The 26,609-nt window shown below is 61.1% G+C and carries 21 protein-coding genes; 11 read left to right on the top strand and 10 right to left on the bottom strand.

Annotated elements, in window-relative coordinates; translation table 11 throughout:
• Positions 1 to 21: 21 nt before the first annotated feature.
• From BLX89_RS12785 to BLX89_RS12795, 3 genes are all read left to right on the top strand, one after another.
• Positions 22 to 1,026 carry an SPFH domain-containing protein gene (locus BLX89_RS12785; protein WP_075291296.1) on the top strand — a complete coding sequence of 335 codons (1,005 nt, stop codon included), beginning with the start codon at positions 22 to 24 and terminating at the stop codon, positions 1,024 to 1,026.
• A 3-nt stretch (positions 1,027 to 1,029) separates the two neighbouring features.
• On the top strand, positions 1,030 to 1,488 hold the full coding sequence (locus BLX89_RS12790) for an NfeD family protein (RefSeq protein ID WP_075291297.1): 459 nt from the start codon (positions 1,030 to 1,032) through the stop codon (positions 1,486 to 1,488).
• A 129-nt stretch (positions 1,489 to 1,617) separates the two neighbouring features.
• The gene (locus tag BLX89_RS12795) at positions 1,618 to 3,045 is read left to right on the top strand and encodes an outer membrane beta-barrel protein (RefSeq protein ID WP_245292821.1); all 1,428 of its coding nucleotides are present in this window, start codon (positions 1,618 to 1,620) and stop codon (positions 3,043 to 3,045) included.
• Between the two features lie 72 nt (positions 3,046 to 3,117).
• Here the strand turns inward: BLX89_RS12795 and galU are convergent, their stop codons facing one another.
• The gene (galU, locus tag BLX89_RS12800) at positions 3,118 to 4,008 is read right to left on the bottom strand and encodes a UTP--glucose-1-phosphate uridylyltransferase GalU (protein ID WP_075291299.1); all 891 of its coding nucleotides are present in this window, start codon (positions 4,006 to 4,008) and stop codon (positions 3,118 to 3,120) included.
• A gap of 298 nt (positions 4,009 to 4,306) precedes the next feature.
• Between galU and BLX89_RS12805 the strand changes: the two genes are divergently transcribed.
• Positions 4,307 to 5,530: a lytic murein transglycosylase gene (locus BLX89_RS12805; protein ID WP_075291533.1), complete on the top strand. Its 1,224-nt coding sequence runs from the start codon at positions 4,307 to 4,309 to the stop codon at positions 5,528 to 5,530.
• A 165-nt stretch (positions 5,531 to 5,695) separates the two neighbouring features.
• Positions 5,696 to 6,928, top strand: a complete 1,233-nt coding sequence (locus BLX89_RS12810; protein ID WP_083637474.1) for an SGNH/GDSL hydrolase family protein — start codon at positions 5,696 to 5,698, stop codon at positions 6,926 to 6,928.
• 62 nt (positions 6,929 to 6,990) lie between these two features.
• Here the strand turns inward: BLX89_RS12810 and BLX89_RS12815 are convergent, their stop codons facing one another.
• Positions 6,991 to 8,448, bottom strand: coding sequence for a glutamate synthase subunit beta (locus tag BLX89_RS12815; RefSeq protein ID WP_075291300.1), 1,458 nt, complete (start codon positions 8,446 to 8,448; stop codon positions 6,991 to 6,993).
• A gap of 182 nt (positions 8,449 to 8,630) precedes the next feature.
• Complete coding sequence (gltB, locus tag BLX89_RS12820; protein ID WP_075291301.1) at positions 8,631 to 13,346, bottom strand: glutamate synthase large subunit; 4,716 nt, start codon at positions 13,344 to 13,346, stop codon at positions 8,631 to 8,633.
• A 526-nt stretch (positions 13,347 to 13,872) separates the two neighbouring features.
• On the opposite strand from gltB, the gene BLX89_RS12825 reads away from it, so the two are divergent.
• A complete protein-coding gene (locus tag BLX89_RS12825; protein ID WP_075291535.1) occupies positions 13,873 to 14,919 on the top strand; it encodes a threonine aldolase family protein in 1,047 nt (348 codons plus the stop codon).
• Between the two features lie 217 nt (positions 14,920 to 15,136).
• Positions 15,137 to 16,138: a bile acid:sodium symporter family protein gene (locus tag BLX89_RS12830; protein ID WP_075291302.1), complete on the top strand. Its 1,002-nt coding sequence runs from the start codon at positions 15,137 to 15,139 to the stop codon at positions 16,136 to 16,138.
• A gap of 58 nt (positions 16,139 to 16,196) precedes the next feature.
• Here the strand turns inward: BLX89_RS12830 and BLX89_RS12835 are convergent, their stop codons facing one another.
• Complete coding sequence (locus BLX89_RS12835; RefSeq protein ID WP_075291536.1) at positions 16,197 to 16,673, bottom strand: Hsp20 family protein; 477 nt, start codon at positions 16,671 to 16,673, stop codon at positions 16,197 to 16,199.
• A 372-nt stretch (positions 16,674 to 17,045) separates the two neighbouring features.
• Positions 17,046 to 17,201, bottom strand: coding sequence for a hypothetical protein (locus tag BLX89_RS24800; protein WP_198935146.1), 156 nt, complete (start codon positions 17,199 to 17,201; stop codon positions 17,046 to 17,048).
• 180 nt (positions 17,202 to 17,381) lie between these two features.
• Between BLX89_RS24800 and BLX89_RS12840 the strand changes: the two genes are divergently transcribed.
• The 3 genes from BLX89_RS12840 (at position 17,382) to rcdA (ending at position 19,808) form a co-directional block, all read left to right on the top strand.
• Positions 17,382 to 18,668, top strand: coding sequence for an MFS transporter (locus tag BLX89_RS12840; RefSeq protein WP_075291537.1), 1,287 nt, complete (start codon positions 17,382 to 17,384; stop codon positions 18,666 to 18,668).
• Complete coding sequence (locus tag BLX89_RS12845) at positions 18,665 to 18,856, top strand: DUF1192 domain-containing protein (RefSeq protein WP_075291303.1); 192 nt, start codon at positions 18,665 to 18,667, stop codon at positions 18,854 to 18,856. The genes BLX89_RS12840 and BLX89_RS12845 overlap by 4 nt, the downstream gene beginning before the upstream one ends.
• A 433-nt stretch (positions 18,857 to 19,289) precedes the next feature.
• Entirely contained in the window at positions 19,290 to 19,808 is a 519-nt protein-coding gene (gene rcdA, locus BLX89_RS12850) for a protease adaptor protein RcdA (protein WP_075291304.1), read from the top strand.
• A 122-nt stretch (positions 19,809 to 19,930) separates the two neighbouring features.
• On the opposite strand, the gene BLX89_RS12855 is transcribed toward rcdA, so the two are convergent.
• The 5 genes from BLX89_RS12855 to tkt form a co-directional block, all read right to left on the bottom strand.
• Positions 19,931 to 20,956, bottom strand: a complete 1,026-nt coding sequence (locus BLX89_RS12855; RefSeq protein WP_075291305.1) for a class I fructose-bisphosphate aldolase — start codon at positions 20,954 to 20,956, stop codon at positions 19,931 to 19,933.
• A 196-nt stretch (positions 20,957 to 21,152) separates the two neighbouring features.
• Positions 21,153 to 22,355 (bottom strand): phosphoglycerate kinase, encoded by a 1,203-nt coding sequence (locus BLX89_RS12860; protein ID WP_198935150.1) that lies wholly within the window; start codon positions 22,353 to 22,355, stop codon positions 21,153 to 21,155.
• A gap of 10 nt (positions 22,356 to 22,365) precedes the next feature.
• The gene (locus tag BLX89_RS12865; protein WP_075291307.1) at positions 22,366 to 22,929 is read right to left on the bottom strand and encodes a putative glycolipid-binding domain-containing protein; all 564 of its coding nucleotides are present in this window, start codon (positions 22,927 to 22,929) and stop codon (positions 22,366 to 22,368) included.
• A 4-nt stretch (positions 22,930 to 22,933) separates the two neighbouring features.
• Complete coding sequence (gene gap, locus BLX89_RS12870; RefSeq protein WP_075291308.1) at positions 22,934 to 23,944, bottom strand: type I glyceraldehyde-3-phosphate dehydrogenase; 1,011 nt, start codon at positions 23,942 to 23,944, stop codon at positions 22,934 to 22,936.
• A 77-nt stretch (positions 23,945 to 24,021) separates the two neighbouring features.
• Positions 24,022 to 26,004, bottom strand: coding sequence for a transketolase (gene tkt, locus BLX89_RS12875; protein WP_075291309.1), 1,983 nt, complete (start codon positions 26,002 to 26,004; stop codon positions 24,022 to 24,024).
• A gap of 331 nt (positions 26,005 to 26,335) precedes the next feature.
• On the opposite strand from tkt, the gene BLX89_RS12880 reads away from it, so the two are divergent.
• Positions 26,336 to 26,608 carry a DUF4164 domain-containing protein gene (locus tag BLX89_RS12880; protein ID WP_075291310.1) on the top strand — a complete coding sequence of 91 codons (273 nt, stop codon included), beginning with the start codon at positions 26,336 to 26,338 and terminating at the stop codon, positions 26,606 to 26,608.
• Position 26,609: the final 1 nt, after the last annotated feature.

Genomic DNA, 26,609 nt, shown 5'->3' on the forward strand with positions numbered 1-26,609 from the left:
TGCCAAAAAGGGGGAAGAACCATGCCTTTAGCCGGTCTCGATATCGCCGTCATTGCTTTCGTCGTCTTCGTCATCCTGGTGCTGTTTGCCGGGATCAAGACCGTGCCACAGGGCTTTCGCTACACGGTGGAGCGCTTCGGCCGCTATACCCGAACGCTGGAACCGGGGCTCAACCTGATCATACCCTTCATCGACAAGATCGGTGCGCGCATGAACGTCATGGAGCAGGTGCTCGACGTCCCGACGCAGGAGGTGATCACCAAGGACAATGCCAGCTGCTCGGCCGATGCCGTCGCCTTCTACCAAATCCTCAATGCGGCCGAGGCCGCCTATCAGGTGTCCAACCTGGAAAGCGCCATCCTCAATCTCACCATGACCAACATCCGCTCGGTCATGGGTTCGATGGATCTCGACGAGTTGCTCTCTAACCGCGATACCATCAACGATCGCCTGTTGCGGGTCGTGGACGAGGCGGTTGGTCCCTGGGGCATCAAGGTCACGCGTGTCGAGATCAAGGACATCCAGCCGCCGAAGGATCTTGTCGATGCCATGGCCCGGCAGATGAAGGCCGAGCGTGAAAAACGTGCCCAGGTGCTGGAGGCGGAAGGTGCCCGCAACGCGCAGATCCTGCGCGCCGAAGGCGCCAAGCAATCGGCAATCCTTCAGGCGGAAGGCCAACGCGAGGCTGCGTTCCGGGATGCCGAAGCCCGCGAGCGTCTGGCGGAAGCCGAAGCCAAGGCGACCAAGATGGTGTCCGAGGCGATCGCTTCCGGCGACGTGCAGGCCATCAACTACTTCGTGGCGCAAAAATACACAGAAGCGATGACCGCGATCGGCACGGCCGGCAACTCCAAGATCGTTCTGATGCCGATGGAAGCATCATCGCTCATCGGCTCGCTCGGCGGGATCGGCGCGATCGCGCGCGACGTCTTCGGCGATGCCGGCCCGGCCCAACCACCTCGACCTGCCGCCTCGCGAACACCCACCGTGCGCAACCCCTTCGATCCCTCCCGCACTGAGACCTGATCGATGATCGAGCGTATTCTCTTCGAACTCGGCCCTTGGGCGTGGTGGGTTCTCGGCCTGATCCTGCTGGCCGCCGAGATGGTGCTGCCTGGGGTGTTTATAGTCTGGATCGGTATCGCTGCAATCCTCGTCGGCGTTCTCTCCCTGCTTTTCTGGTCTTCTGACTTCTGGCTGTGGCAGATGCAGCTGGTGATTTTTGCGCTGTTTTCGGTGGCGGCGGTGCTGATCGGGCGTCGGCTTGTTGCCCGCTCCGGTCAGGTGACCGACGAACCGCTGTTGAACCAGCGAGGCGCCCGGCTTGTCGGGCGCACTGCCGTTCTGGAAGAGCCGATCAGCGAGGGCCGCGGCCGCATCCGGCTCGACGACACGACGTGGCCGGTGGACGGACCCGACATGCCTGCGGGAACGCGGGTTCGCGTGGTGGCAAGCAGTGGGCGACAGCTGACCGTGGAGGCCGCCTGAGCGGAATTCCGCGCCGTTTAAAGGATTGATTAACCACAACGGTTTACGGTTGATCAACACTTTAAGACGGTTTGCGAGCTTATGCGGCAGAGAACGCCAGATTTTCAACCGACCAGAGGTCGCAACGGCTTGCGCCCGGCAACGCGGCTTGCCGTGCTGCTGGCAGGCTGCGCCGTGGTATTTCCGGGCTTCGCCTTTGCCCAGAGCCTTTCCGGCGAACCTGCCCAGCAGCCTTACGGTGCGCCGTTGTCAGTCGATCCCGTCGCGACACAGCCCGGCGGGCTGGCGGTAACCGATCAGGCGCTTGCAGGGCAGGAGGCCGATCTGGTCGATGCGCCGGGGGCAGAGGCCGCCATACCCGACGATTTCGGCCGCATGAACCTGCGGGAAGGCACTGTCGATGGCCTGCGCACCCGTTATGACAACAATCGCGATGACGCGTCGGGCGTCCGCATCGGCACCTTCATTCTGAAGCCGACTCTCGGCCAGAGCTTCAATCACGAAATCAACAAGGATAGCGGCGAGGACGATCGCAGTTACCTCGAAACAGGCTTGAAGGGCACGCTGACCTCGGACTGGTCCCGGCATCAGCTTACCGTGACAGGCGAGGGCATCTGGCAGAAGAACGTCTCCGGCGACGCCGAAACCGAGCCGCTCGCCGACGTCGAAGCCGAGCTTCGTCTGGATTTCAGCGAAGAAACGATTGGCCGCCTGCGGGCCGGCTACCACTTCGAGCGGGAAGATTCGACCGATCCGAACGCGATCGAGGCGGCCACGACCCAATCCGGCATCAACCAATATACGCTCGGCGCCGGCATCGAACATAATTTCGGATTGCTGCGCGGCTCGGCGCGGGTCGATTTCGACCGCTACCAGTATGGCGATGCGGAGTTCGACAGCGGCACGACCATTTCCATGGATGACCGGAACCGGAATGCCGGCACGGTTACGGGACGGATCGGCTACGAGATTTCGCCTGCGATCATTCCCTTCCTCGAGGCCGCCGCCGGCAAGTCGATCTATGACGAGCAATTCGACCGCTTCGGCTACGAGCGCTCCTCTGACACCTATGCCGGGCGGGCTGGGGTGCAGGTCGATTTCGGTGAGAAGGTCAACGGCGAAATCGCCCTCGGCTACGAAACCTACCGGTTCGATGACGATCGCCTGAATGACCTGGACGGCTTTACCGTAGACGGCACGCTCAATTGGTCGCCCCTGCGCGGAACCAATATCGCCTACGGCCTTTCGACAGGCATAGAGCCATCGACCACGGCGGGCGAAAACGGCGCCTTGGTCTATACGCTCAACGCCCAGACAACCCATGAACTGCGCTCCAACCTGATGGCGCGGTTCTCAAACAGCTACACGTTCCGCAACTATTCCGGTGACAGCCTTTCCAGCGACCAGACCGTATGGAATACGGGCGCGGGTCTCACCTGGGACCTGAACCGTTATCTCGCACTGACCGGCGATGTCAGCTACGAGAAGACCGATCAGGACAGCAGCCCGTCGTCCAGCGTTACCAAGCTTGGTGTCGGCCTGACCTTGCGGCGATAAGCGGTGCATAACGCAAAAGCGCCGCGCATCGGAGGGATGCACGGCGCATATTTGAGATTTCGCAGCCCGCAGTTACTTGAGGCCGGCGACCAGTTCCTTGAGCGGCCCTTCGACCACTGAGCGGATGTCCGAACGCTGCAGCGCGAACGCGACGTTGGCCAGAATGAAACCGTCCTTGGCGCCGCAGTCGTAGGTGGTGCCCTGGAAGTGGTAGGCAGCGAAGTCCTGTTCGTTGGCAAGCTTGATCATGCCGTCCGTCAGCTGGATTTCGTTGCCGGCGCCACGTTCCTGCGTTGCCAGGATCGGGAAGATTTCCGGCTGCAGGATGTAACGGCCGTTGATGTAGAAATTGGAGGGAGCCGTGCCCGGCGCCGGCTTCTCCACCATGCCGGTGATCTTGTAGCCTTCGCCGATGCGGTCGCCCACGCCGACGATGCCGTATTTGTGGGCCTGATCGGGGGCGCATTCCTCAACCGCGATCACATTGCCGCCGCCGCTTTGCTCGTACAGTTCAACCATGCCTTTGAGGCAGCCTTTTTCGCCCTGCATGATCATGTCGGGAAGAAGCAGCGCAAAAGGCTCGTTTCCAACCAGCTCTCGGGCGCACCACACCGCATGGCCAAGGCCGAGCGGCGATTGCTGCCGGGTGAAGCTGGTGGTGCCGGCGGGCGGCAGAATGCCATCGAGCAGTGTCAACTCGGCTTTTTTGTTGCGCTCGCGCAGGGTCTGGTCGAGTTCGACCTGAATATCGAAATAGTCTTCGATGACGGCCTTGCCGCGGCCAGTGACGAAAATCAGATGTTCGATGCCGGCTTCGAGAGCCTCGTCCACGACATACTGGATGACCGGCTTGTCCACGACGGTCAGCATTTCCTTCGGCACGGCCTTGGTGGCCGGCAGGAAGCGGGTGCCGAGACCGGCAACCGGGAACACGGCTTTACGAACTTTACGCTTGTCAGTCATTGACATCTCCGAATCACGATAATGTGACTTTTAATTGAATTGGTAGCAATGCGGCGGGAATACAGGGAAATTGCTATTTTTTTACAAAGGAAGACGAATCCGCCCCTTCATGGTAAAGAATTTGTTGACCTCATTTTCCTAGACTTCGCTTTCGGCATCGCTGTTAACGCAGAATGCCTCGAAACGACGCAATAGATTTCTCATATTTTCACGAGAGGTCCGTTGCAAGTCAGTAAATGTGGACCTGATCCGCTTCGTGTTCTCCAGGCGAAGCGGCGATGAAAACGGAACGACGCCGATGACGAAGAACCGCACATCCCTGCTTTGCCGCGCCGCAACCGCCGCCTTCATGACAGCTGCCGCTGTTATGGCGTCGACACCCGCTTTTGCCGATCAGGGATTCCAGACCTGGATCAACAGCTTCTACGACACCGCCGCAAAGGCTGGCATCACCAAGGCGACCTACAGGGCCGCGTTTGCGGGCATCAAGACGCCAGATCCGTCGGTTTTGCAGAAGGCGCAATATCAGCCGGAATTCAAACACAAGATCTGGGAATATGTCGATAGCCGGGTGAATCCGTACACGGTGCGGATCGGGCAGGAAATGGCCGTGAAGCATGCCAAGACGCTTACCGCTCTCGAGCGCCATTTTGGTGTCGAGCGGTCCGTTCTGTTGGCGATCTGGTCCATGGAGTCGAACTACGGTGCCGTGCTCGAAAAGGACGACCGGCTTCACTACGTGCCGCGAGCGCTCGCAACGCTTGCCTATGCCGATCCGAAGCGGGCAAAATTCGCCAAGACCCAGCTGATCGCAGCCTTGAAAATCCTGCAGTCCGGAGACGTGACGCCGCGCGAGCTTAACGGCTCCTGGGCAGGCGCGATGGGGCATACCCAGTTCATTCCGACGAGTTACCTGCTCTATGCGATCGATGCCGACGGCAACGGGCATCGCGACATCTGGAACTCGATCCCGGATGCGCTGGCAACAACCGCCAACCTGTTGAAGAAGAACGGCTGGCAGACGGGGCAGACCTGGGGCTATGAAATCGCGGTCCCGAAGAACGGCGGCCAGTATGCCGGCCAGACGAAGACGCTTGGCCAATGGGAAGCGCTCGGCTTTACCCGTCCCAATGGCAAGGGCTTCCGCAATTCCGGCCAACGCGCCGAATTGAAGATGCCCGGCGGTGCCGGCAGCCCGGGTTTCCTGATGACCAAGAACTTCTTCGTCATCAAACGCTATAACGCTTCGGATTCCTACGCGCTCGGCGTGGGCTTGCTTGCCGACGAAATCGCCGGCTATGGCGGCATGCAGCAGGCCTGGGCACGACCGGATGGTTCGCTGGATATCAAGCAGAAGTTCGAGCTCCAGAGCCGTCTGAAGGAACTTGGCTATTATGAAGGCGAAGTCGACGGCAATTTCGGCTCCGGCTCAAAAGCGGCAATCCAGGCGTTTCAGAACCGCCTTGGCATGACCCCGGATGGCCAGCCGACACAGAAATTGCTCAAGGCTCTCAGGAACTGATCCTTCGGCGTTCGGGGGGCACATTTGTCCCCCGTTTGCGCAGGCGGTAGTCATTGGCGGCAATATAGGTCATGCTCCCATTTTCCGGCGCATTCATCCTGCATTCTGGCGGGAGCTGACTCGCCAACGGGTCGAAGCGCTTGACGGCTGGGTTGAAACACAACAATGGACAAGATGGCCGCTTTCAGTTTTCGCCGATACCAGCGTTCCGTCGTTCTGGTCGTCATGGCCTTCGCATTCGTCGCGCCGCCGCTGGTCGTTCTCGTTCCTCGGGAGGCCAACGCGCAGGAACGGCGGACGTTGCTCGAATTCTTCTTCGGGCGCCGGCAACAGCGGCCTCCCGTTTATGATGACGTTCCGGCCTTGGAGCCGCGGCAATCGCGCCAGCGGCAACAACAGCCACGGAACCAGAAGAAGCGCCAGAAGTCCGTTGTGACCGTGACGACGGAACCTCCGAAGCCGGTGGTGGAGAAGTCTGCGGCCGCCAAAAAGGTCCTTGTCGTCGGTGATTTCGTTGCCGGCAGCCTCGCGGATGGACTGGACAGCGCGTTCGAAACCACGCCCGGCATCGTCGTCGAAAGTCGCGCCAGCGGCTCCTCGGGTCTGGTGCGGGAGGATTACTTCAACTGGCAGAAAACGCTGCCCACCTATATCGAAGAACTGAAGCCTGACCTCATCATCATCAGCCTTGGCGCAAACGATCGCCAGCAGATGGCAATCGGCACGGCCAAGGAAAAATTCAAAACCGAAGTCTGGATTAACGAATATACCCGCCGTGCCGCGGCGCTGGCATCTGTGGTGCGCGGCAACGGCACGCCCTTGCTCTGGGTCGGCATGCCCGCGTTTCAATCCACGGCGATGACGGCGGACATGGTCACTTTCAATACGCTGTTTCGCACCGAGACGGAGAAGGTCGGCGGTACATTCGTGGATGTCTGGGACGGCTTCGTAGACGAGGGCGGCAAGTTCATCATCACCGGCTCCGATATCAACGGCCAGCAGGTGCGCCTGCGCGGCTCCGACGGCATCAACCTGACGAAGGCAGGCAAGCGCAAACTTGCATTCTATGTGGAGAAGGACATCCGCCAGATACTTGGCGATGCGGCCGCCGCGAACTCCGACATTCCGAGCGGGGATGATCTGAAGGATCTGATCGTCAATGCGCCGGCGGCGAACGAGGATATCATTCAGACCCAGCCGATCAGCCTCAGCGATCCTGATCTCGACGGCGGCAATGCGCTGATGGACGCCGCCGCCATCCCTGTCGTCAGCGGCAAGAGCCCGCGCGACCTGCTGGTCGAGAAGGGAGAGGTCGCGGCCGCCCCGGAAGGCCGTGTGGATGATTTCCGGCTGGCGAAACCCGCGACGATCCTGAGCAACCCGGTGATCCGTAACTGATCGGCTGAAAAATGAAAAAGGCCGGAATAGCTCCGGCCTTTCGTGATTCATCAATGGTTCGATCAACGCGGCAGGACGGTCGAGCCCATCAGCGCCTCATCGATGGCACGGGCCGCCTGACGGCCTTCACGGATGGCCCAGACGACGAGCGACTGGCCGCGACGAACGTCGCCGGCCGTCCAAAGCTTGTCGACCGAGGTCTTGTAGTCGTTGTCATCGGCGATGACGTTGCTCGAACCGCGCTTGTCGGTGTTGATCGCCAGACGCTCGCCGAGATCCTTGAGGACACTGTCGGTGAAGGGGCCGCGGAAGCCGATGGCGATGAAGGCGAGATCCGCCTTGATGACGAACTCCGTGCCGGCGATCGGCTTGCGACGCTCGTCGACCTGGCAGCACTTCACGCCCGTCAGGATGCCATCCTCGTCGCCGACGAATTCAAGCGTCGCGACCTGGAATTCGCGGATCGCGCCTTCGGCCTGGCTGGAGGAGGTGCGCATCTTGGTCGCCCAGAAGGGCCAGACGGCAAGCTTGTCTTCCTTTTCCGGCGGCTGCGGGCGGATGTCGAGCTGGGTGACCTTGACGGCGCCTTGGCGGAACGCGGTGCCGACGCAGTCGGACGCGGTGTCACCACCACCGACGACGACGACATGCTTGCCGCCGGCGAGGATCGGATCGGACGGCCAGCCGACGCTGTCGATGTTTTCGCGGCCAACGCGGCGGTTCTGCTGGACGAGATAGGGCATCGCGTCATGCACGCCTGCGAACTGGACACCGGGAATGCCAGCATCGCGCGGGGTTTCCGAGCCGCCGCAGTAAAGCACGGCATCGTGTTCTTCGATGAGGCTGTCTACGGTGCGATCGACACCGACATTGACGCCGCAATGGAACGTGACGCCTTCGCCGCGCATCTGGTCGACACGGCGGTCGATGAAGTTCTTCTCCATCTTGAAGTCCGGGATGCCGTAGCGCAGCAGGCCGCCCGGCTTGGTTTCGCGTTCAAAGACGTGAACTTCATGGCCGGCGCGGGCAAGCTGCTGGGCTGCCGCCATGCCGGCGGGACCAGACCCGATGATCGCGACCTTCTTGCCGGTCTTCACGACGGCCGGCTGCGGCACGATGTAGCCCATCTCATAGGCCTTGTCGGCAATTGCCTGCTCCACGGTCTTGATCGAGACCGGGGCGTCCTCGAGGTTCAGCGTGCAAGCTTCCTCGCACGGCGCGGGGCATATGCGGCCGGTGAACTCCGGGAAGTTGTTGGTCGAATGCAAGTTGCGGATCGCCTCGTCCCAGTTGCCGTTATAGACAAGATCGTTCCAGTCCGGGATCTGGTTATGAACCGGACAGCCGGTCGGCCCGTGGCAGAAGGGGATGCCGCAATCCATGCAGCGCGCCGCCTGCTTCTGTACTTCCGGCTCTGACATCGGAATGGTGAATTCGCGGAAGTGGCGAATACGATCGGAAGCCGGCTGGTACTTTGCCAGTTGCCGGTCGATTTCCATGAAGCCTGTAACCTTGCCCACTTTAAAAACCCTCACTCAAAGAGAGGCGCCTGTCGGCCCCCAGTACCAGTAGGCGGCTCCGACCACCAAACCCAGTACGATGAATTCTATCCTGACTTCGCCGTTCACGAGCGTCGCGATCCCGGGGACCGCGACGGCTACAGCGAACGAAACCAGCCTGTGAAGCTTCACAAGCCGCAGCCTTATTCGGCTGCGACGCTCATGCGCATGCGCTCCATTTCCTCAAGCGCACGCCGGTATTCGATCGGCATGACCTTGCGGAATTTCGGGCGGAACTCGACCCAGTGATCGAGGATTTCCTTGGCGCGTGGCGAACCCGTGTAGTGCAGGTGGTTCGAGATCAGCTGGTAGAGGCGCTCGTCGTCGTGGCGCGTCATGTCGCCGGCAACGTCGACCATGCCCTTGTGCATGAGGTCGCCGCCGTGATGATGCAGCTTCTCAAGCAGCTCATCTTCTTCCGGAACCGGCTCAAGCTCGACCATGGCCATGTTGCAACGCATGGGGAAGTCTTCGCTTTCATCCAGCACATAGGCGACACCGCCGGACATGCCCGCTGCAAAGTTGCGGCCGGTCTCGCCGAGAACGACGACGACACCGCCGGTCATATATTCGCAGCCGTGGTCACCCACGCCTTCGACAACCGCGATGGCACCCGAGTTGCGCACGGCGAAGCGTTCGCCGGCCACGCCATTGAAGTAGCACTCGCCGGAGATCGCGCCGTAGAGCACCGTGTTGCCGACGATGATCGACTGGGCCGGCACAATCCTGGCGTTTTCCGGCGGGCGCACGATGATCTTGCCGCCCGAGAGACCCTTGCCGACATAGTCGTTGCCGTCGCCGATCAGTTCGAAGGTGACACCCTTGGCGAGGAAGGCGCCGAAGGACTGACCGGCCGTACCGCGAAGCTTGACCGAGATCGTGTCTTCCTTGAGGCCCTTGTGCTTGTAGCGCTTGGCGACTTCGCCCGAGAGCATGGCGCCGGCCGAGCGGTCGACGTTCTTGATCTCGACATCGATCGAAACCGGGGTCTTGGATTCGAGCGCCGGCATCGCTTCCGCAATCAGCTTGCGGTCGAGAATGTCGTGGATCGGGTGGTTCTGCTTCTGCGTCCAGTAGGTGGCTTCCTTCGGCGCATCGACCTTGTGGAAGATGCGGCTGAAGTCGAGGCCATTGGCCTTCCAGTGCGAGATCATCGCATCCTTTTCGAGCAGTTCCGAAAGACCGATGATGTCGTCGAACTTGGCAAAGCCCAGCGATGCTAGGATTTCGCGCACTTCTTCGGCGACGAAGAAGAAGTAGTTGATGACATGCTCGGGCGCACCCTTGAAGCGCTTGCGCAGGACCGGGTCCTGCGTTGCCACACCCACCGGACAGGTGTTGAGGTGGCACTTGCGCATCATGATGCAGCCGGCGGCGATCAGCGGCGCGGTCGAGAAGCCGAATTCGTCGGCGCCGAGAAGCGCGCCTATGATGACGTCGCGGCCGGTCTTAAGGCCACCGTCGACCTGCAGCGCGACGCGCGAGCGCAGACCGTTCAGCACCAGCGTCTGGTGGGTTTCGGCAAGGCCGATTTCCCACGGGCTGCCGGCGTGCTTCAGCGAGGTCAGCGGCGACGCGCCGGTGCCGCCGTCATAGCCGGACACGGTGATATGGTCGGCGCGCGCCTTGGCGACGCCGGCGGCAACCGTACCGACGCCGACTTCCGAGACAAGCTTGACCGAGACATCGGCTTCCGGGTTTACGTTCTTCAGGTCGTAGATCAGCTGCGCCAGATCTTCGATCGAATAGATGTCGTGGTGCGGCGGCGGCGAAATCAGGCCGACGCCCGGGGTCGAATGGCGGGTCTTGGCGACGGTCGCATCGACCTTGTGGCCGGGCAGCTGGCCGCCTTCGCCGGGCTTTGCACCCTGCGCCACCTTGATCTGAAGCATGTCGGCATTAACCAGATATTCGGTCGTGACGCCGAACCGGCCGGAGGCGACCTGCTTGATGGCGGAGCGCTCTGGGTTGGGCGAGCCATCATGCAGCGGGAAGTAACGATCGCTCTCTTCGCCGCCTTCGCCAGTGTTCGACTTGCCGCCGATCCGGTTCATGGCGATGGCAAGCGTCGTGTGTGCCTCGCGGCTGATCGAGCCGAAGGACATCGCACCGGTCGAGAAGCGCTTGACGATATCGGCAGCCGACTCGACCTCATCGATCGAGATGGGCGTGCGGCCGATCTCGGCGGCGTCCTTGATCTTGAAGAGGCCGCGAATGGTGTTCATGCGCAGGGCCGCGCCGTTCACCATCTGCGAGAACTCGGTGAAGCGGTCCTTGGCATTGCCGCGGACGGCATGCTGCAGGGATGCGATTGAATCCGGCGACCAGGCATGGCCTTCGCCGCGCATACGGTAGGCATATTCGCCGCCGATATCGAGCGTGCGGGTGAGCAACGGGTCGGAACCGAAGGCCGCCTGATGGCGGGCGAAGGTTTCCTTGGCGATTTCGTCGAGACCAATGCCTTCGATCTGCGTTGCCGTTCCGAAGAAGTAGCGATCGACAAGCTCGGAGGAGAGGCCGACGGCATCGAAGATCTGGCCACCGCAGTAGGACTGGTAGGTCGAGATGCCCATCTTGGACATGACCTTGAGGATGCCCTTGCCGATCGCCTTGATGTAGCGATAGACGACTTCGCTGGCATCGACTTCCTTCGGGAATTCGCCGCGCTTGTGCATGTCGAGCAGCGTGTCGAAGGCGAGGTAAGGGTTGATCGCTTCGGCGCCATAGCCTGCGAGCAGGCAGAAATGGTGCACTTCGCGCGGCTCGCCGGTTTCGACGACAAGGCCGACGGAGGTGCGGAGCCCCTTGCGGATCAGGTGATGGTGCACGGCCGCCGTTGCGAGCAGCGCTGGGATGGCGACGCGATCCGGGCCGATCTGGCGGTCGGATAGCACGATGATGTTGTAGCCGCCCTTGACCGCCGCTTCCGCGCGTTCGCAGAGACGGTCAAGGATTTCCGGCATGCCTTCGGCGCCACGCGAGACGTCATAGGTGAAGTCGAGCGTCTTGGTGTCGAAACGGTCTTCCGTGTGGCCGATCGAGCGGATCTTTTCGAGATCGCCATTGGTCAGGATCGGCTGGCGCACTTCCATGCGCTTGGCGTGGGCAGCACCCTCATGGTCGAGGATGTTCGGGCGCGGGCCGATGAAGGACACGAGGCTCATGACCAGCTCTTCGCGGATCGGGTCGATCGGCGGGTTGGTGACCTGCGCGAAGTTCTGCTTGAAATAGGTGTAGAGCAGCTTCGTCTTGTCGGACATCGCCGAGATCGGCGTATCGGTGCCCATAGAGCCGATGGCTTCCTGGCCGGTGGTCGCCATCGGCGACATCAGGATCTTGGTGTCTTCCTGGGTGTAGCCGAACGCCTGCTGGCGATCGAGCAGCGACACGTCGCGGCGCAGCGCGCGGGGCTCGACAGGCTTCAGCTCTTCGAGAATGAGCTGGGTGTTGTCCAGCCACTGACGATAGGGGTGACGGCTTGCGAGCGACGACTTCAGCTCCTCGTCGGAGATGATGCGGCCTTCTTCCATATCGATCAGCAGCATCTTGCCGGGCTGCAGGCGCCATTTCTTGACGATGCGTTCTTCCTGCACCGGCAGCGTACCGGCTTCCGAAGCAAGGATGACGCGGTCGTCGTCGGTGACGATATAGCGGGCCGGGCGCAGACCGTTGCGGTCGAGCGTCGCGCCGATCTGGCGGCCATCGGTGAAACAGACGGCAGCGGGGCCATCCCACGGTTCCATCAGGGCAGCGTGATACTCGTAGAACGCCTTGCGGTCCGGCTTCATCAGCTGGTTGCCGGCCCAGGCTTCGGGGATCAGCATCATCATCGCATGCGACAGCGCGTAACCGCCCTGTGTCAGGAATTCCAGCGCGTTGTCAAAGCAGGCGGTGTCCGACTGTCCTTCGTAAGAGATCGGCCAGAGTTTGGAGATGTCGTCGCCGAAGAGCGGCGAGGACACGGACGCCTGACGCGCCGCCATCCAGTTGACGTTGGAGCGCAGCGTGTTGATTTCGCCGTTGTGGGCGACCATGCGGTAGGGGTGCGCGAGCTTCCACGACGGGAAGGTGTTGGTAGAGAAACGCTGGTGCACGAGGGCAACGGCGGATTCGAAGCGCGGATCGGCGAGGTCCTTGTAATAGGCGCCAACCTGATAGGCGAGGAACATGCCCTTGTAGACGATGGTCTTCGAGGACAGCGACACCGGATAGAAGCCGGTCTCAGCGCCCTGATAAGCATCGTAAATGCGGTTGGAGATCACCTTGCGCAGCGTGAACAGGCGACGCTCGAACTCGGCGTTGGTTGCGGCATCGCGGCCGGCGCCGATGAAGACCTGCACATGGCGCGGTTCGGTGGCTGCGATATCCGGCGCTTTGGAGAGCGAGGAATTATCGACCGGCACATCACGGAAGCCGAGCAGGACCTGGCCTTCCTCGCTCACGACATCGGTGATCACCTTCTTGAAGTGATCGACCTGCGCTTCATCCTGCGGCATGAACATATAGCCGACGGCATAGTCGCCCGCCTTCGGCAGGGTCACACCCTGCGCCGCCATTTCCTCGCGGAAGAAGCGGTCGGGAATCTGCACCAGAATGCCCGCGCCGTCACCCATCAACGGGTCGGCGCCGACGGCACCGCGATGCGTCAGGTTTTCGAGGATGAACAGGCCGTCCTTGACGATCTGGTGCGACTTCTCGCCCTTCATATGGGCGACGAAGCCGACGCCGCAGGCATCGTGTTCGTTTCGCGGATCGTAGAGGCCCTGTTTCTTCGGGAGGCCGAACGTGGTTTTCTCGGCCGTCGCAGTGTTAAGTGCGCGGTCGAGTTCCAGTTCCTGTGATGGCGTGAAATCCGTCATCGTCTTCCCTCCTGTTGGGCCCTTGCTCGGGCGGTCCTGCAGTCCGGGGCGTCGCCGCGGAAATCCCGCAAGCTGCACCGGCATTATCGTGACATGATCCTGATCCGGTCGCAAATGATGCGTCGCACAATCAGGCAGATTGTTCGCGACCGTGGCGATGTGAGCGCGAACCGGGTTTCGGCAGCGACTTTCGATCGACGACCCTATACGCGAGCGGTGCGTTTGACGGTCGGTTCCGGTCTCGAGACCGAAATAGGACAGTCATGCTGTCCTATTTCATAGGCTCTATGCCAGAAAGCGCCGGGGATCGCAAGAGTACCAATACAAAATAATCGGACGAATTTTGCCAAACATTGCCGATAGTTTCAGTTTTGAGTAATTAAATTTCGTGCAACGGCACGTTTCTTCTCTTTGGTTTCAAACTGGTATTGGATTGTTCTTCTTTTAACGAATGGGTTGCACCTCCGAAACATCAGTTTATGGTCTGCCCGGCCGCGTTCGCGAGCGTCATCCACAGGACAGCATCATGATTTTTTCTTCCGACAACTGGGCTGGCGCCCATCCGGCCATTGCCGAAAGCCTCGTCAAGGCGTCTACCGGTTTTGCCTCCGCCTATGGCACCAGCGATCTCGACAAGAAGGTCGAGAAGACGCTTTCGGACGTGTTCGAGCACGACGTCTCCGTGTTCTTCGTCGGAACCGGCACAGCGGCCAATTCTCTGGCGCTTGCCAGCGCCAACAAGCCGGGCGGACAGATATTCTGCCACCGTGAAGCGCATGTGAATGTCGATGAATGCGGCGCGCCGGAATTCTTCTCCCATGGCGCGCGCATGGCGCCGGTCGATGGTGAAAACGGCAAGATGGACCCGACGAAGCTGGAAGCGGAAATCAAGCGCTTTCCGCCGGGCTTCGTCCATGGCGGCCAGCCGATGGCTGTCACCCTGACGCAGGCGACGGAGGCGGGGACCGTTTACGGGCTTGATGAGATCGATGCCATCTCTGACATCGCCAAGCGCTATCATCTGCCGCTTCACATGGATGGTGCCCGCTTTGCCAATGCGCTGGTGACGCTCGATGTCTCGCCGGCAGAGATGACCTGGAAACGCGGCGTGGAGCTTCTCTCCTTCGGTGGCACGAAAAACGGCTGCTGGTGTGCCGAAGCGCTGATCCTTTTCAACCCGGCCCGGGCGCAGGAGATGCACTACCTGCGCAAGCGCTCCGCTCAGCTGTTCTCAAAATCGCGTTTTATCGCCGCCCAGTTCGATGCCTATCTGGAAAACGATCGCTGGCTCGATCTGGCCAAGTATTCGAACGGCATGGCAAACCGTCTCGCCGCGGGTATAGAGGCTTCGTCTTCGGCGCGCCTTGCGTGGCCAACGGGTTCCAACGAGCTGTTTGTCATCCTGAAGAAGGCGGTTGCCGAAACCCTGCAGAAGGACGGCGCAGTGTTCTACGACTGGCCGGTTCCGCATCAGCTGGCAAGCTCGGTTGCGGCCGATGAGGGCCTGTACCGGCTCGTCACCAGCTTTGCGACGACCGAGGAAGACGTGGACGCATTCCTGAAAAGGCTCTGATCCTGTCGGGCCCGCGGCGGGCATAGCGTGCCGCCGGTCATCGAGATAGCAAGATCTTGCCACTTGTTCGGTCCCGTTACGCCTTGCATTCGGTGCCGTAATGGCAATGATGCGGCGCTCCTGCCCGTAAAGTCTGTAGGTTTCTTTGATTTCGTTTGTCTTTTCGGGAAAGCCGGTTCCCACTTTTCCCTGACAAACTCTAGGACGACCGATTGCGATGCGCCGTTTCCTGCCCGATACCTTCACCTTGCTGCTTGTCCTGACCGTGGCACTCGCCTCGGTCCTGCCCATTTCCGGCGCGCCGGCCGAATGGTTTGGGTTGGCGACGAAGATCGCGATCGGGCTTCTGTTCTTCCTGCACGGGGCGCGCCTGTCGCGGGATGTGGTGCTCGCGGGCATTCTGCACTGGCGCCTGCATCTCGTCATCCTCGCGACGACCTTCTGCTTCTTCCCGATGCTCGGGCTTGCGGCCGGGCTGATCCCGGAATCGATCCTGCCGCCGGCGCTCTACACCGGAATTCTCTTTCTCTGCGTTCTGCCCTCGACCGTGCAGTCATCGATCGCTTTCACCTCGATGGCAGGCGGCAACGTGCCGGCGGCGATCTGCGCCGCGTCCGCTTCCAATATTTTCGGAATGTTCCTGACGCCACTGCTGGTCGGGCTTTTGTTTACGGCGAGCGGGCAGGGGGGCTTTTCGCTCGATGCATTGGAACAGATCCTGCTGCAATTGCTGGCGCCGTTCCTGCTCGGCCAGATCCTGCAACCCTGGATCGGGGATTTCATCCGTGCCCGCAAGACACTGCTGATGCCGGTCGATCGCGGCTCGATCCTCATGGTCGTCTATCTCGCCTTCAGCGAGGCGGTGACAGAAGGCCTCTGGCACACCTTCTCGGCGCGCGATATCGCCGTCGTCATCGGGCTCGATATCCTGCTGCTCGCCATCGTACTGCTCGTGACGATGTTCGGCAGCCGCAAACTCGGCTTTTCCCGTGAGGACGAGATCACGATCACCTTCTGCGGCTCGAAGAAGAGCCTGGCGAGCGGCGTTCCCATGGCCAATGTCATCTTTGCCGGCCAGAGCATCGGCAGCATCGTGTTGCCGCTGATGCTGTTCCATCAGATCCAGCTGATGGCCTGCGCGGTGATCGCGCAGAAATATGCCGAACATGGCCGGCGCAGGCTCGAAGCTGCGGCGGCGGCGGAGCCTGCCCGTTCCTGACAACAAAAAAGGCGGCGCCGATGTGGCGCCGCCTTTCTTCATTCCAAGTCTTAACCGCTTAGTTGGCCGAGCCCTCGATCTGGGTCGCCTCGATCTGCTTCGGCTGCGAGGCTGCAGCGACGATGTCGATCTTGCGGGGCTTGGCGGCTTCCGGGATCTCGCGCAGGAGGTCGATGTGGAGCAGGCCGTGCTTCAGCGAAGCGGACTGGATTTCTACATGATCGGCGAGCTGGAAGCGGCGCTCGAAAGCACGCTTGGCGATACCGCGATAGAGGAACTGGTTTTCAGCGGCCTTGTCGTCGCTCTTTTCACCCTTGACGGTCAGCGTGTGCTCGCGCGCTTCGATCGAAAGCTCGGTTTCGTCGAAGCCGGCAACGGCCATGGTGATCCGGTAGGTGTTCTCGCCTGTCCGCTCGATGTTGTAGGGCGGATAGGTCTGCGACTGGTCGGGCTGGCCCAGACTGTCGAGCATGGTGAAGAGCCGGTCGAAGCCGACGGTGGAACGATAGAGAGGGGAAAAATCAACGTGACGCATGGTGTCCTCCAAAAGAGCAACTGGTTTGCGATCTTTTGATTCCGTCACCCCGACTGCGGCGATGGCGGAACCGGTGAACGGGCCCGTCTTCGGCGCCCGTGGAATGAAGATGGGAACGGTATGCGCCGGGTTCAAGACCCGCCGCGCAGCGTCAAAATCCTTTCATAAACGCAGGATGAACACCCGGTTCCGGCTGCGTTCAGCTTGGCGGGAATAGAACGGTCTCATCGGATCAGCCAAGGCGGTGCGGGCGGTGAACGTCCCTTCTCCCGACCTTCATGCCAAGGCCCCGAAACCCTATGGCCGGAAGCGGTACATCCAGTCCCCCCGCCGTTTCCGGCCCTTTTCGCCCCGTGGTTCGACAGCGGCGCCTCAAGGGCGCACGAACACCGTCAGCATCATGGCCGCGATCGCCGCCACAGCAATCTTCCAGAAATCCCTGCGGCGTCTCAGTCCCGGCAGGCCGATCGGCTTGAGGATATGGACTGCCATCATCAGCAGGAACAGGAGCGTAAGGATTTTCGGCATCGGATTTCCGGTCGGCGGACATTGCGTCGCGAGACAGCCTTGCGGCTGCTTTTCTGCTCATGCCAGGGCTATGCGTTGCGACCGAAATTTGCAATCTCCGACATATATGATTTTACGACTGGCATTTACCGCCACATCGCCCTAATTTTTCCGGACGCGCCCGGAACCAGCGGATTTCACATGAAAAAGAACCTTTTGCCTGTCGCCTCGCTGCTGCTTGGAACGCTGTTTCTATTTCTCGGCAATGGCCTGCACAGCCTGCTTTTGCCGATGCGCGGCACGACGGAGGGGTATTCGGCGACCTTGCTCGGTCTGCTCGGTACATCCTGGGCAACGGGCTTCGTTCTCGGCTGCCTGATGGCGCCGGCGGTCGTGCGCCGCGCCGGCCATGTTCGCGCCTTCAGCGGCTTTGCCTCGCTTCTGGCGATCATTGCGTTGTTGACGGGTATTCTGGTCGATCCGATCTGGTGGGTCGTGCTGCGCGCCTTTACCGGCTTTTCCACCGCCGGCACCTCGATGATCATCGAAAGCTGGCTGAACGAACGCGCCACCAATGAAAGCCGTGGCGCGATCTTCTCGCTCTACATCGCGATTACCCTGTTCGGCGTGGTTGCCGGGCAGATGTTCATTCCGTTCGGCGATACCAACACGGCGCTGTTCTTCATGATCTGCGGTATCGTTTATTGCCTTGCCATGTTGCCCACCCTGCTTTCCACGGCCGATACGCCGCAGCCCTTGAAGCAGGTGTCGCTCGATCTTCGCGGTCTTTACAAGAACTCGCCTGTCTCGTTCCTCGGCATTCTTCTGGTGGGCATCGCCAACGGCGCCTACGGCACGCTCGGCGCCGTTTTCGGCCGACAGGTAGGGCTGACGGATAGCGATGTCGCGCTGATGGTCAGCACCGTCATCTTCGCGGGTGCGATCATGCAGTTTCCGGCCGGCCGGCTGTCCGACAAGATGGATCGACGCTACGTGCTGGCTGGTCTTTCCGCGATCGCGGCGGTGGCGGGCCTTTTGATCTATCTGGTCGAGCCGTCGGGGGTTGTGCTGCTCATCACGTTCGTCGGCATTTACGGCGCGACGGCGAACGCGCTCTATCCGATCGCCGTATCGCACGCCAACGACTTTGCCTCGTCGGAGGATTTCGTCAAGATTTCCGGCGGCCTGCTGCTGCTCTACGGCATTGGCACGATCATCGGTCCGACGATCGGCGGTCCGATCATGACGGTGATGGGGCCTTACGGATTGTTCATGATCACGGCCTGCGCCCATATCCTGATCGCCATCTACGCGATCTTCCGCAGCCGGATGCGTGCGCCCATTCCCGTCAGCGAGCGCGATGCCTATTCGACTATTAATCCCGGCACGTTGACCACGCCGGAAAGTCTGCAGCTTTCTCCGCGTGCCGCTCCGTTCGAGGACGAGGCAGACGCACCGCAGGAAGCCGGTAAGGAGGCACGCTCATGAGTCTGTTTGACGACGCTGCTGCGAAGAAGGTCCCTGTCCATGAGATCGGCAGCGATCTTTCCCAGCTTTCGGTGGACGAATTGAACCACCGAATCGGTTTGCTGCAGCAGGAAATCGCGCGGCTGGAAGCGGCGCGGGAGGAAAAGTCGGCAAGCAAATCAGCTGCGGAAAGTTTTTTCCGCCGTTGACGACGGTGGTTTTGGCAAAATACGCGCCGTTTCAGGACAGCCGAAGACTTACCTGCGCGGACGAAAGGAAAGCGAACACTTTCCGCGTGGCCACAAGAATCAATTCATCGTGATTCTGGTCAATGTAAGCCTTCGTTAAGCATTACAATATATTACTGGGACATCCGGATCGCTCCGGATTCAGACAATTTCCCGATCGGCAATGGTCTGATTTTTCTCCCTGTTTTACCTTGAGAGCCGCTTTCGCGGCTCTTTTTTTTGGTTTTTTTCCACACAGGCCAAAGAAGTGTGGAGATTAACCCTTTCTTAAGAATGCACTTGCGCGAAATGGTCTATGAGATCATGGTTGAAACAAGAAAACGAGAGACGGAAACATTTCGTCGCATTGCTCGTTACCTGATCAAGTTGAAGCGTTTAACAGGGATTTGTGACCATGTCCGAGCGGGGATTGAACACCGTGAGTTTCGCTGGCCATGCTGCGGCTTCGGCGCAGTTCAAGGCGCTGTATGCGGAAGGCATGGGTCTCGTGGAAGAGACAGCGAGCTATCTCGACGGTCCCGGCCGTGCTGCATCCAAGGTTCTGCCGCGCATGGCATCGGTGCTTTATGCAGCCGAATCCATGCGTCTCACGACCCGCCTGATGCAGATGGCGTCCTGGCTGCTGCTTCAGCGTGCCGTCAACAATGGCGAGATGAGCCGCGACCAGGTTATTTCGGAAAAGAGCAAGGTTCGCCTCGACAGCTTCAACGTCGATCGCAACGCGCCGGGCTGGAACGAGATGCCGGAAGGCTTCCGCGATCTGATCGAGCGTTCGCTGCGCCTCCAAAATCGCGTTGCCCTGCTTGACCGCGAAATCTACCGCCCGCAGGAAGCTTCGAACTTCGTTCCGGACAACCAGAACGGCGTAAAAGCGCAGCTCAACCTGCTGCAGACGGCTTTCGGCAACAACTGATTGTTTCTCAGGGATCGATGTTCCGAACCCGGCCAGTGGCCGGGTTTTTTGCATCTGGAGACCGCCCACTGAAAAGCCCGGCCGCTTTCGCAGACCGGGCCTCTCTCTCCTCCCTGAACAGATCAGGCGGCCTTCTCGAGGTCCTTCTTCCAGCCGCCGACGGCTGCGAGGCTGCACATGCGGGCACGGTGGAGGAAGGCGCGCTGGCCGGCAGCGACGTTTTCAGGCTTGCCGCCCCAAGCGTTGAGCGCTTCCGCCTGCAGGGCGCGACCATAGGAAAAGGTCATGCCCCAGGGCAGGGTGTAACCGCCGACCATTGCGGACAGATGCGCGGTTGCTTCCTCGGTCGACTGGCCACCGGAGAGGAAGGCGATGCCGGGCACCGCTGATGGAACGGTGCGCTTCAGAACTTCCACGGTGCGCGCGGCCACGTCTGCAACGGACGCCTTGCGGTTCTTCTTGCCGTCGATGACCATGCTCGGCTTCAGGATGATGCCTTCGAGCTTCACGCGGGCTTCCGCCAGTTCTTCGAACACGACGCGCAGGGTGGCTTCCGTCACCTCCTGCGAACGTTCGATCGAATGATCGCCCGGCGTGCCGTCCATCAGCACTTCCGGTTCGACGATCGGCACGATGCCGGCTTCCTGGCAAAGGGCGGCGTAGCGGGCGAGCGCCTGCGCGTTGGCGCGCACGGCGCCCCGGCTCGGCAGGGTGTCGGAAATCGAGATCACACCGCGCCATTTCGCAAAGCGGGCGCCGGCATCGTAATAGGTCTTCAGGCGGCCAGCGAGGCCATCAAGGCCTTCGGTGATGGTTTCGCCGGGGAAGTTCGGGAGCGGCTTCGCGCCGGTATCGACCTTGATGCCGGGAAGAGAGCCGGCAGCGCGGATCACATCGACGAAAGGCGTGCCGTCGGCAGCCTTCTGAAACAGGGTTTCTTCATAGAGGATGACGCCGGAGATACAGGACTTCATGGCGTCGTCGGTGCGGAACAGCATCTCGCGATAATCGCGACGGGACGTTTCGGTGGACTCCAGGCCAATGGTGTCGAAGCGCTTGCCGATCGTGGCCGTGGATTCGTCTGCGGCCAGCAGGCCCTTGCCCTTGGCGACCATGGCGGCGGCGATGTCTTCCAGTCTTTCGCTCATTTGGCGTTCTCCTGTTATACGCGAGGTCTTTGCGGATAGCAGAAGAATAAGGCGGGTCAAACAAAAATTAAAATATTTAAAACGATTGAAATTATTTTAATCGATTGAAAAGGCATCGCTATTTCGTTGGTGATCCACAGAAGCAAAAACCCCGGCTGAGGGCCGGGGTTTAAATCGTTTAAATCTGGATCGGCTGTTATTTCGCCTGATTGAGGATGTCGACGCCAGGAAGTGGCTTGCCTTCCATCCATTCCAGGAACGCGCCACCGGCGGTCGAGACATAGGTGAGATCGTCGGCAACGCCGGCATGGTTCATGGCCGAAACCGTGTCGCCGCCGCCGGCGACCGAGATCAGCGCGCCGCTCTTGGTGCGGGCGGCCGCGTGCTTGGCAACGGCAACCGTCGCTTTGTCGAAGGGCGCGATTTCGAAGGCGCCGAGCGGGCCGTTCCAGACCAGTGTTTCGGCCTTGGAAACCCATTCATTAACAGCCGCGATCGACTTCGGGCCGACATCGAGCACCATGGCATCGGCCGGGATCGCGTCGATATCGACGGTTTCGTTGTCGGCGCCGGCCTTGAATTCGCGGGCGACGACGCCGTCGACCGGCAGCACGATCGCGCAACCGGCGGAAGCCGCCTCGATCATGATCTTCTTGGCGGTATCGGCCAGATCATGCTCGCAGAGCGACTTGCCGACATTGGTGCCGCGAGCGGCGATGAAGGTGTTGGCCATGCCACCACCGATCACGAGGGCATCGACCTTCTTCACGAGGTTCATCAGCAGGTCGATCTTGGTCGAGACCTTGGCGCCGCCGACTATGGCAACGACCGGGCGCTTGGGATTGCCAAGGCCCTTTTCCAGAGCCTCCAGCTCGGCCTGCATGGTGCGGCCGGCGTAAGCGGGCAGCACCTGCGCGAGGCCTTCGGTGGAGGCGTGCGCGCGGTGGGCGGCGGAGAAGGCGTCGTTGACATAGATGTCGCCATTGGCGGCCAGCGCCTTGATGAAATCCGGGTCGTTCTTTTCCTCGCCCTTGTGGAAGCGGGTGTTTTCGAGCAGCAGCACATCGCCGTTGTTCATGGCGGCGATCGCCGTTGCCGCCTTCTCACTGATGCAGTCGGCGGCGAAGGCGACGCGGTGGTCGAGGATATCCTCGACGGCCGGTGCGATGAAGGAGAGCGACATATCGGCGACCGGCTCACCCTTCGGGCGGCCGAAATGGGCGAGCAGGATGACCTTGGCGCCTTTTTCCGAGAGTTCGCGAATGGTCGGCACGACGCGTTCGATGCGGGTGGCATCGGTCACCTTGCCGTCCTTGACCGGAACGTTGAGATCGACGCGCACGAGCACGCGCTTGCCGGTGATATCGGTGAGATCGTCGAGGGTCTTGAAGGTCATCAGTTTTCTCCGGTCAAAGTCTTTTGAAAAGGGTGGGGTAATCCATCACCAGCCCGTCTTCATCGACGGGAAGCTCGGCCTTGAAGCTGCGGTCGCCGCTTTCGTAGAGGTAGAGCTGTTCATCCGTGAGGCAGGTGTAGCGCTGTTCGTCCACCAAGGGTTCGAACGTGTCGAAGGGCACGTAGAGCATGGAGAGCGATACGGTGCCGTCCTGGGCTTCAAGCGCAAGGCGACGGATCGGCAGGCTGTTGGTGAAAGGTGTTCCGGCCAGATCGATATCGATGCAGCCATCGAATTGGGGGAGCGGAACGCCGGCTTCATTGCGCCAGTGGCCGTTTCCGTCGGATGAAAGTGCCAGTCTCATGCCGTCCGTGGTTTCGACACCGAAGGACAGCACGGCCCAATGGGCGCTGCAATCGATGATATAGCGGACGCCGTAACGGCGGCCGCCGCGCTCTCCGATCAGCACGCTTGCGGCACGGATGCCATCTGCGTGCGGAGCCAGATCCAGATGCTCGATCCCTTCTCCCTCCAGCGGGCGCCAGCGGGCCGTGGTCGGGGAAAGGGCGCGAAACATGGTCTTAGATCAGCTTTGCCATCGCAACGGCCGTGTCGGCCATGCGGTTGGAGAAGCCCCACTCGTTGTCGTACCAGGAAAGGATACGAACGAACTTGCCTTCGAGGACCTTGGTCTGGTCGTTTGCGAAGATCGAGGAGTGGCTGTCGTGGTTGAAGTCACGCGACACCAGCGGCTCGTCGGTGTAGCCGAGGATGCCCTTGAGCGCGCCATCGGCAGCAGCCTTGATCGCGCCGTTGATTTCGGCAACCGTCGTGTCGCGCTTGGCGACGAACTTGAAGTCGACGACCGAGACGTTCGGGGTCGGAACGCGGATCGAGGTGCCGTCGAGCTTGCCCTTGAGGTGCGGCAGCACGAGGCCGACGGCCTTGGCAGCGCCGGTCGAGGTCGGGATCATGGACAGGGCTGCGGCGCGGGCGCGGTACAGATCCTTGTGCATGGTGTCGAGCGTCGGCTGGTCACCGGTGTAGGAGTGGATCGTGGTCATGAAGCCATGATCGATGCCGACAGCATCGTCCAGCGCCTTGACGACCGGAACCAGGCAGTTCGTGGTGCAGGAGGCGTTGGAGATGACCAGGTGATCCTTGGTCAGTTCGGTGTGGTTGACGCCGAAGACGACAGTCAGGTCAGCACCGTCAGCCGGAGCCGAGATGATGACGCGCTTTGCGCCGGCCGTCAGGTGGGAAGCAGCCTTATCGCGGGCGGTAAAGATGCCGGTGCATTCGAGCGCGATATCGACGCCCATTTCACCATGCGGCAGCGTTGCCGGGTCCTTGATCGCGGTCACCTTGATCGGCTTGCCGCCGGCCACGATGATGGTGTCGCCTTCGACCTTCACGTCGGCCGGGAACTTGCCGTGGATCGAATCGTAACGCAGCAGGTGGGCGTTGGTCTCGACCGGGCCGAGGTCGTTGATGGCGACGACTTCGATGTCGGTGCGGCCGGATTCGACGATGGCACGGAGAACGTTGCGGCCGATACGACCAAATCCGTTGATGGCGACTTTCACTGTCATTGCGGGGATCTCCCTGTAAACGGTTCTTGGGAAGGCGGGTCGGAGCGCGCTATTAGAACGCGCTCCGCACAGTTGTTTTAAGCAGCCTTGGCTTCAGCGGCAGCGACGATCGCTTCCACGGTGATGCCGAAGTGCTTGAACAGGTCCTTGGCGGGGCCGGAGGCGCCGAAGGAGTGCATGCCGATGAAGGTGCCGTCAGCGCCGATGAACTTGTCCCAGCCCTGGCGGACGGCGGCTTCGACACCGATCTTGACCGGCGCCGTACCGATAACGGCCTTCTTGTAGTCGTCCGGCTGTTCGTCGAAGAGCTCGACGCAGGGAACGGACACGACGCGGGCGGCGATGCCCTTGCCCTTCAGCTCGGCGGCGGCCTTGACTGCCAGCTCGACTTCGGAGCCGGACGCAAAGATCGAAACCTTGGCATTGTCGGCGGCAACGAGTTCGTAGGCACCCTTGGCGCTGAGGTTTTCGGCGACATAGTCCAGACGCGACGGCGCGAGGTTCTGGCGGGTGAGCGCCAGACCGGACGGCCGATGCTGGTTCTGAAGCGCCAACTGCCAGCATTCGGCAGTTTCAACCGCGTCTGCCGGACGGAACATCAGAAGGTTCGGGATGGCGCGGAGCGCGGCCATATGCTCGACCGGCTCGTGGGTCGGTCCATCTTCGCCGACGCCGATCGAATCATGGGTCAGGACGTGGATGACACGGATGCCCATGAGAGCGGCAAGGCGGATCGACGGACGGCAATAGTCCGAGAAGATCATGAAGCCGCCGGAGTAGGGGATCAAACCGCCGTGCAGCGCAACGCCGTTCATGGCAGCTGCCATGCCGTGCTCGCGGATGCCCCAGTGCATGTAGCGGCCGGAGAAATCGGTCGGGGTGATCGACTTCATCTGGCTGGTCTTGGTGTTGTTCGACGGCGTCAGGTCGGCGGAGCCGCCCAGCGTTTCCGGCAGAACGCCGTTGATGACTTCAAGCGCATCTTCCGAGGCCTTGCGGGTGGCAACGGTCGGCGGGTTTTCAGCGAGCTTCTTCTTGTAGGTGTCGATTGCGGCATCGAAGCCGCTGACCAGTTCGCCGGCAAAGCGGCGGGTGAACTCGGACTTCTTGGTTTCTTCGGTCGCTGCAAGGCGATCTTCCCATGCCTTGCGGGCATCGGCAGAGCGGGTGCCGGCAGCGCGCCAGGCTTCGAGAACGTCGGCCGGGGTCTCAAACGCCGGGCTTTCCCAGTTCAGCGCCTTGCGGGTCGCTGCGATTTCGTCTGCGCCGAGCGGCGAGCCGTGAACCTTGTGGGTGCCGGCCTTGTTCGGGGCGCCAAAGCCGATGGTGGTCTTGCACGCGATGAAGGTCGGGCGTTCCGACTTGTGGGCGGCTTCGATCGCGGCTGCGATCTCATCCGGGTTGTGGCCGTCAACCTTGATCGTGTTCCAGTGGACGGCCTGGAAGCGGGCGATCTGGTCGGTCGAGTCCGACAGCGACACAGCGCCGTCGATGGTGATGTTGTTGTCGTCCCAGAAGAGGACCAGCTTGTTGAGCTTCAGGTGGCCGGCCAGCGCGATGGCTTCGTGGCTGATGCCTTCCATCAGGCAGCCGTCGCCGCACAGGACATAGGTGTAGTGGTTCTGTAGGTCGGAGCCGAACTCTTCTTCGAGCTTGCGCTCGGCGATCGCCATGCCGACGGCATTGGCAATGCCCTGGCCGAGCGGGCCGGTGGTGGTTTCGATGCCCGAGGCATGGCCGTATTCCGGATGGCCGGCGGTCTTCGAGCCGAGCTGGCGGAACTGCTTCAGGTCCTCGACGGTCATGTCCTCGTAGCCCGTCAGATAGAGCAGCGAGTAAAGCAGCATCGAGCCATGGCCGGCGGACAGCACGAAGCGGTCACGGTCGGCCCAGAGCGGCGCCTTCGGATCGAATTTCAGGTAACGGGAGAATAGAACCGTTGCCACGTCGGCTGCGCCCATCGGCAGGCCCGGGTGACCGGAGTTTGCCTTTTCGACGGCATCCATAGAGAGGAATCGGATCGCATTTGCCATCCGGTCGTGTTTTTCGCGAGAGATCATAGACTGTTCCGCTTGAGTTCGTGGACAGGGGAACGGTCTCTATCCTCCAAAGACCGTATCAGAAGCGGCTGACACATAGCACCTGCTTCGTCGGAGTCAATAAAAACGCCCTTTTTTGACGGCTTCAAGACGCTTTTTCGGGCCGGGCAAACGGAAAACCGGATGATGCCCGTCAAACGATGCGAATCGATTTAAATGCGCCATGATCCACAGCTTCCACCGCGGGATGGCGCGCTTGCCGTTGTTCCTGCCGTTGGAATGGGTTTAATAGAATCGGGACCACGGATATGCGAGGCCAGTGCGCCGATTCGACGCGGGCCGGAAGGGCAAGATGACGGCAGCAAAGACAGTCAGGGCAGCGATCGAGGAATTGCGCAGCGCCGTGGCCGGTCTGGACAGTGCCATCGACCGGCGTTTCGACCGTGAGGTCGATCACACGGAGATCGAGAGCGAGGTTCGTCGCGTCAACACCGACCGGTCGCGTCTCGCACAGGAACTCGACCAGTCTCAATTCCGCGCCAACCGGCTGGAAGAGGTCAACCGCGAGGTTTCCCGCCGCCTTGTGACGGCGATGGAAACCATCAGGGCGGTGCTGGACCGGTAGA

Source organism: Pararhizobium arenae (assembly GCF_001931685.1).
GTDB lineage: Bacteria > Pseudomonadota > Alphaproteobacteria > Rhizobiales > Rhizobiaceae > Pararhizobium > Pararhizobium arenae.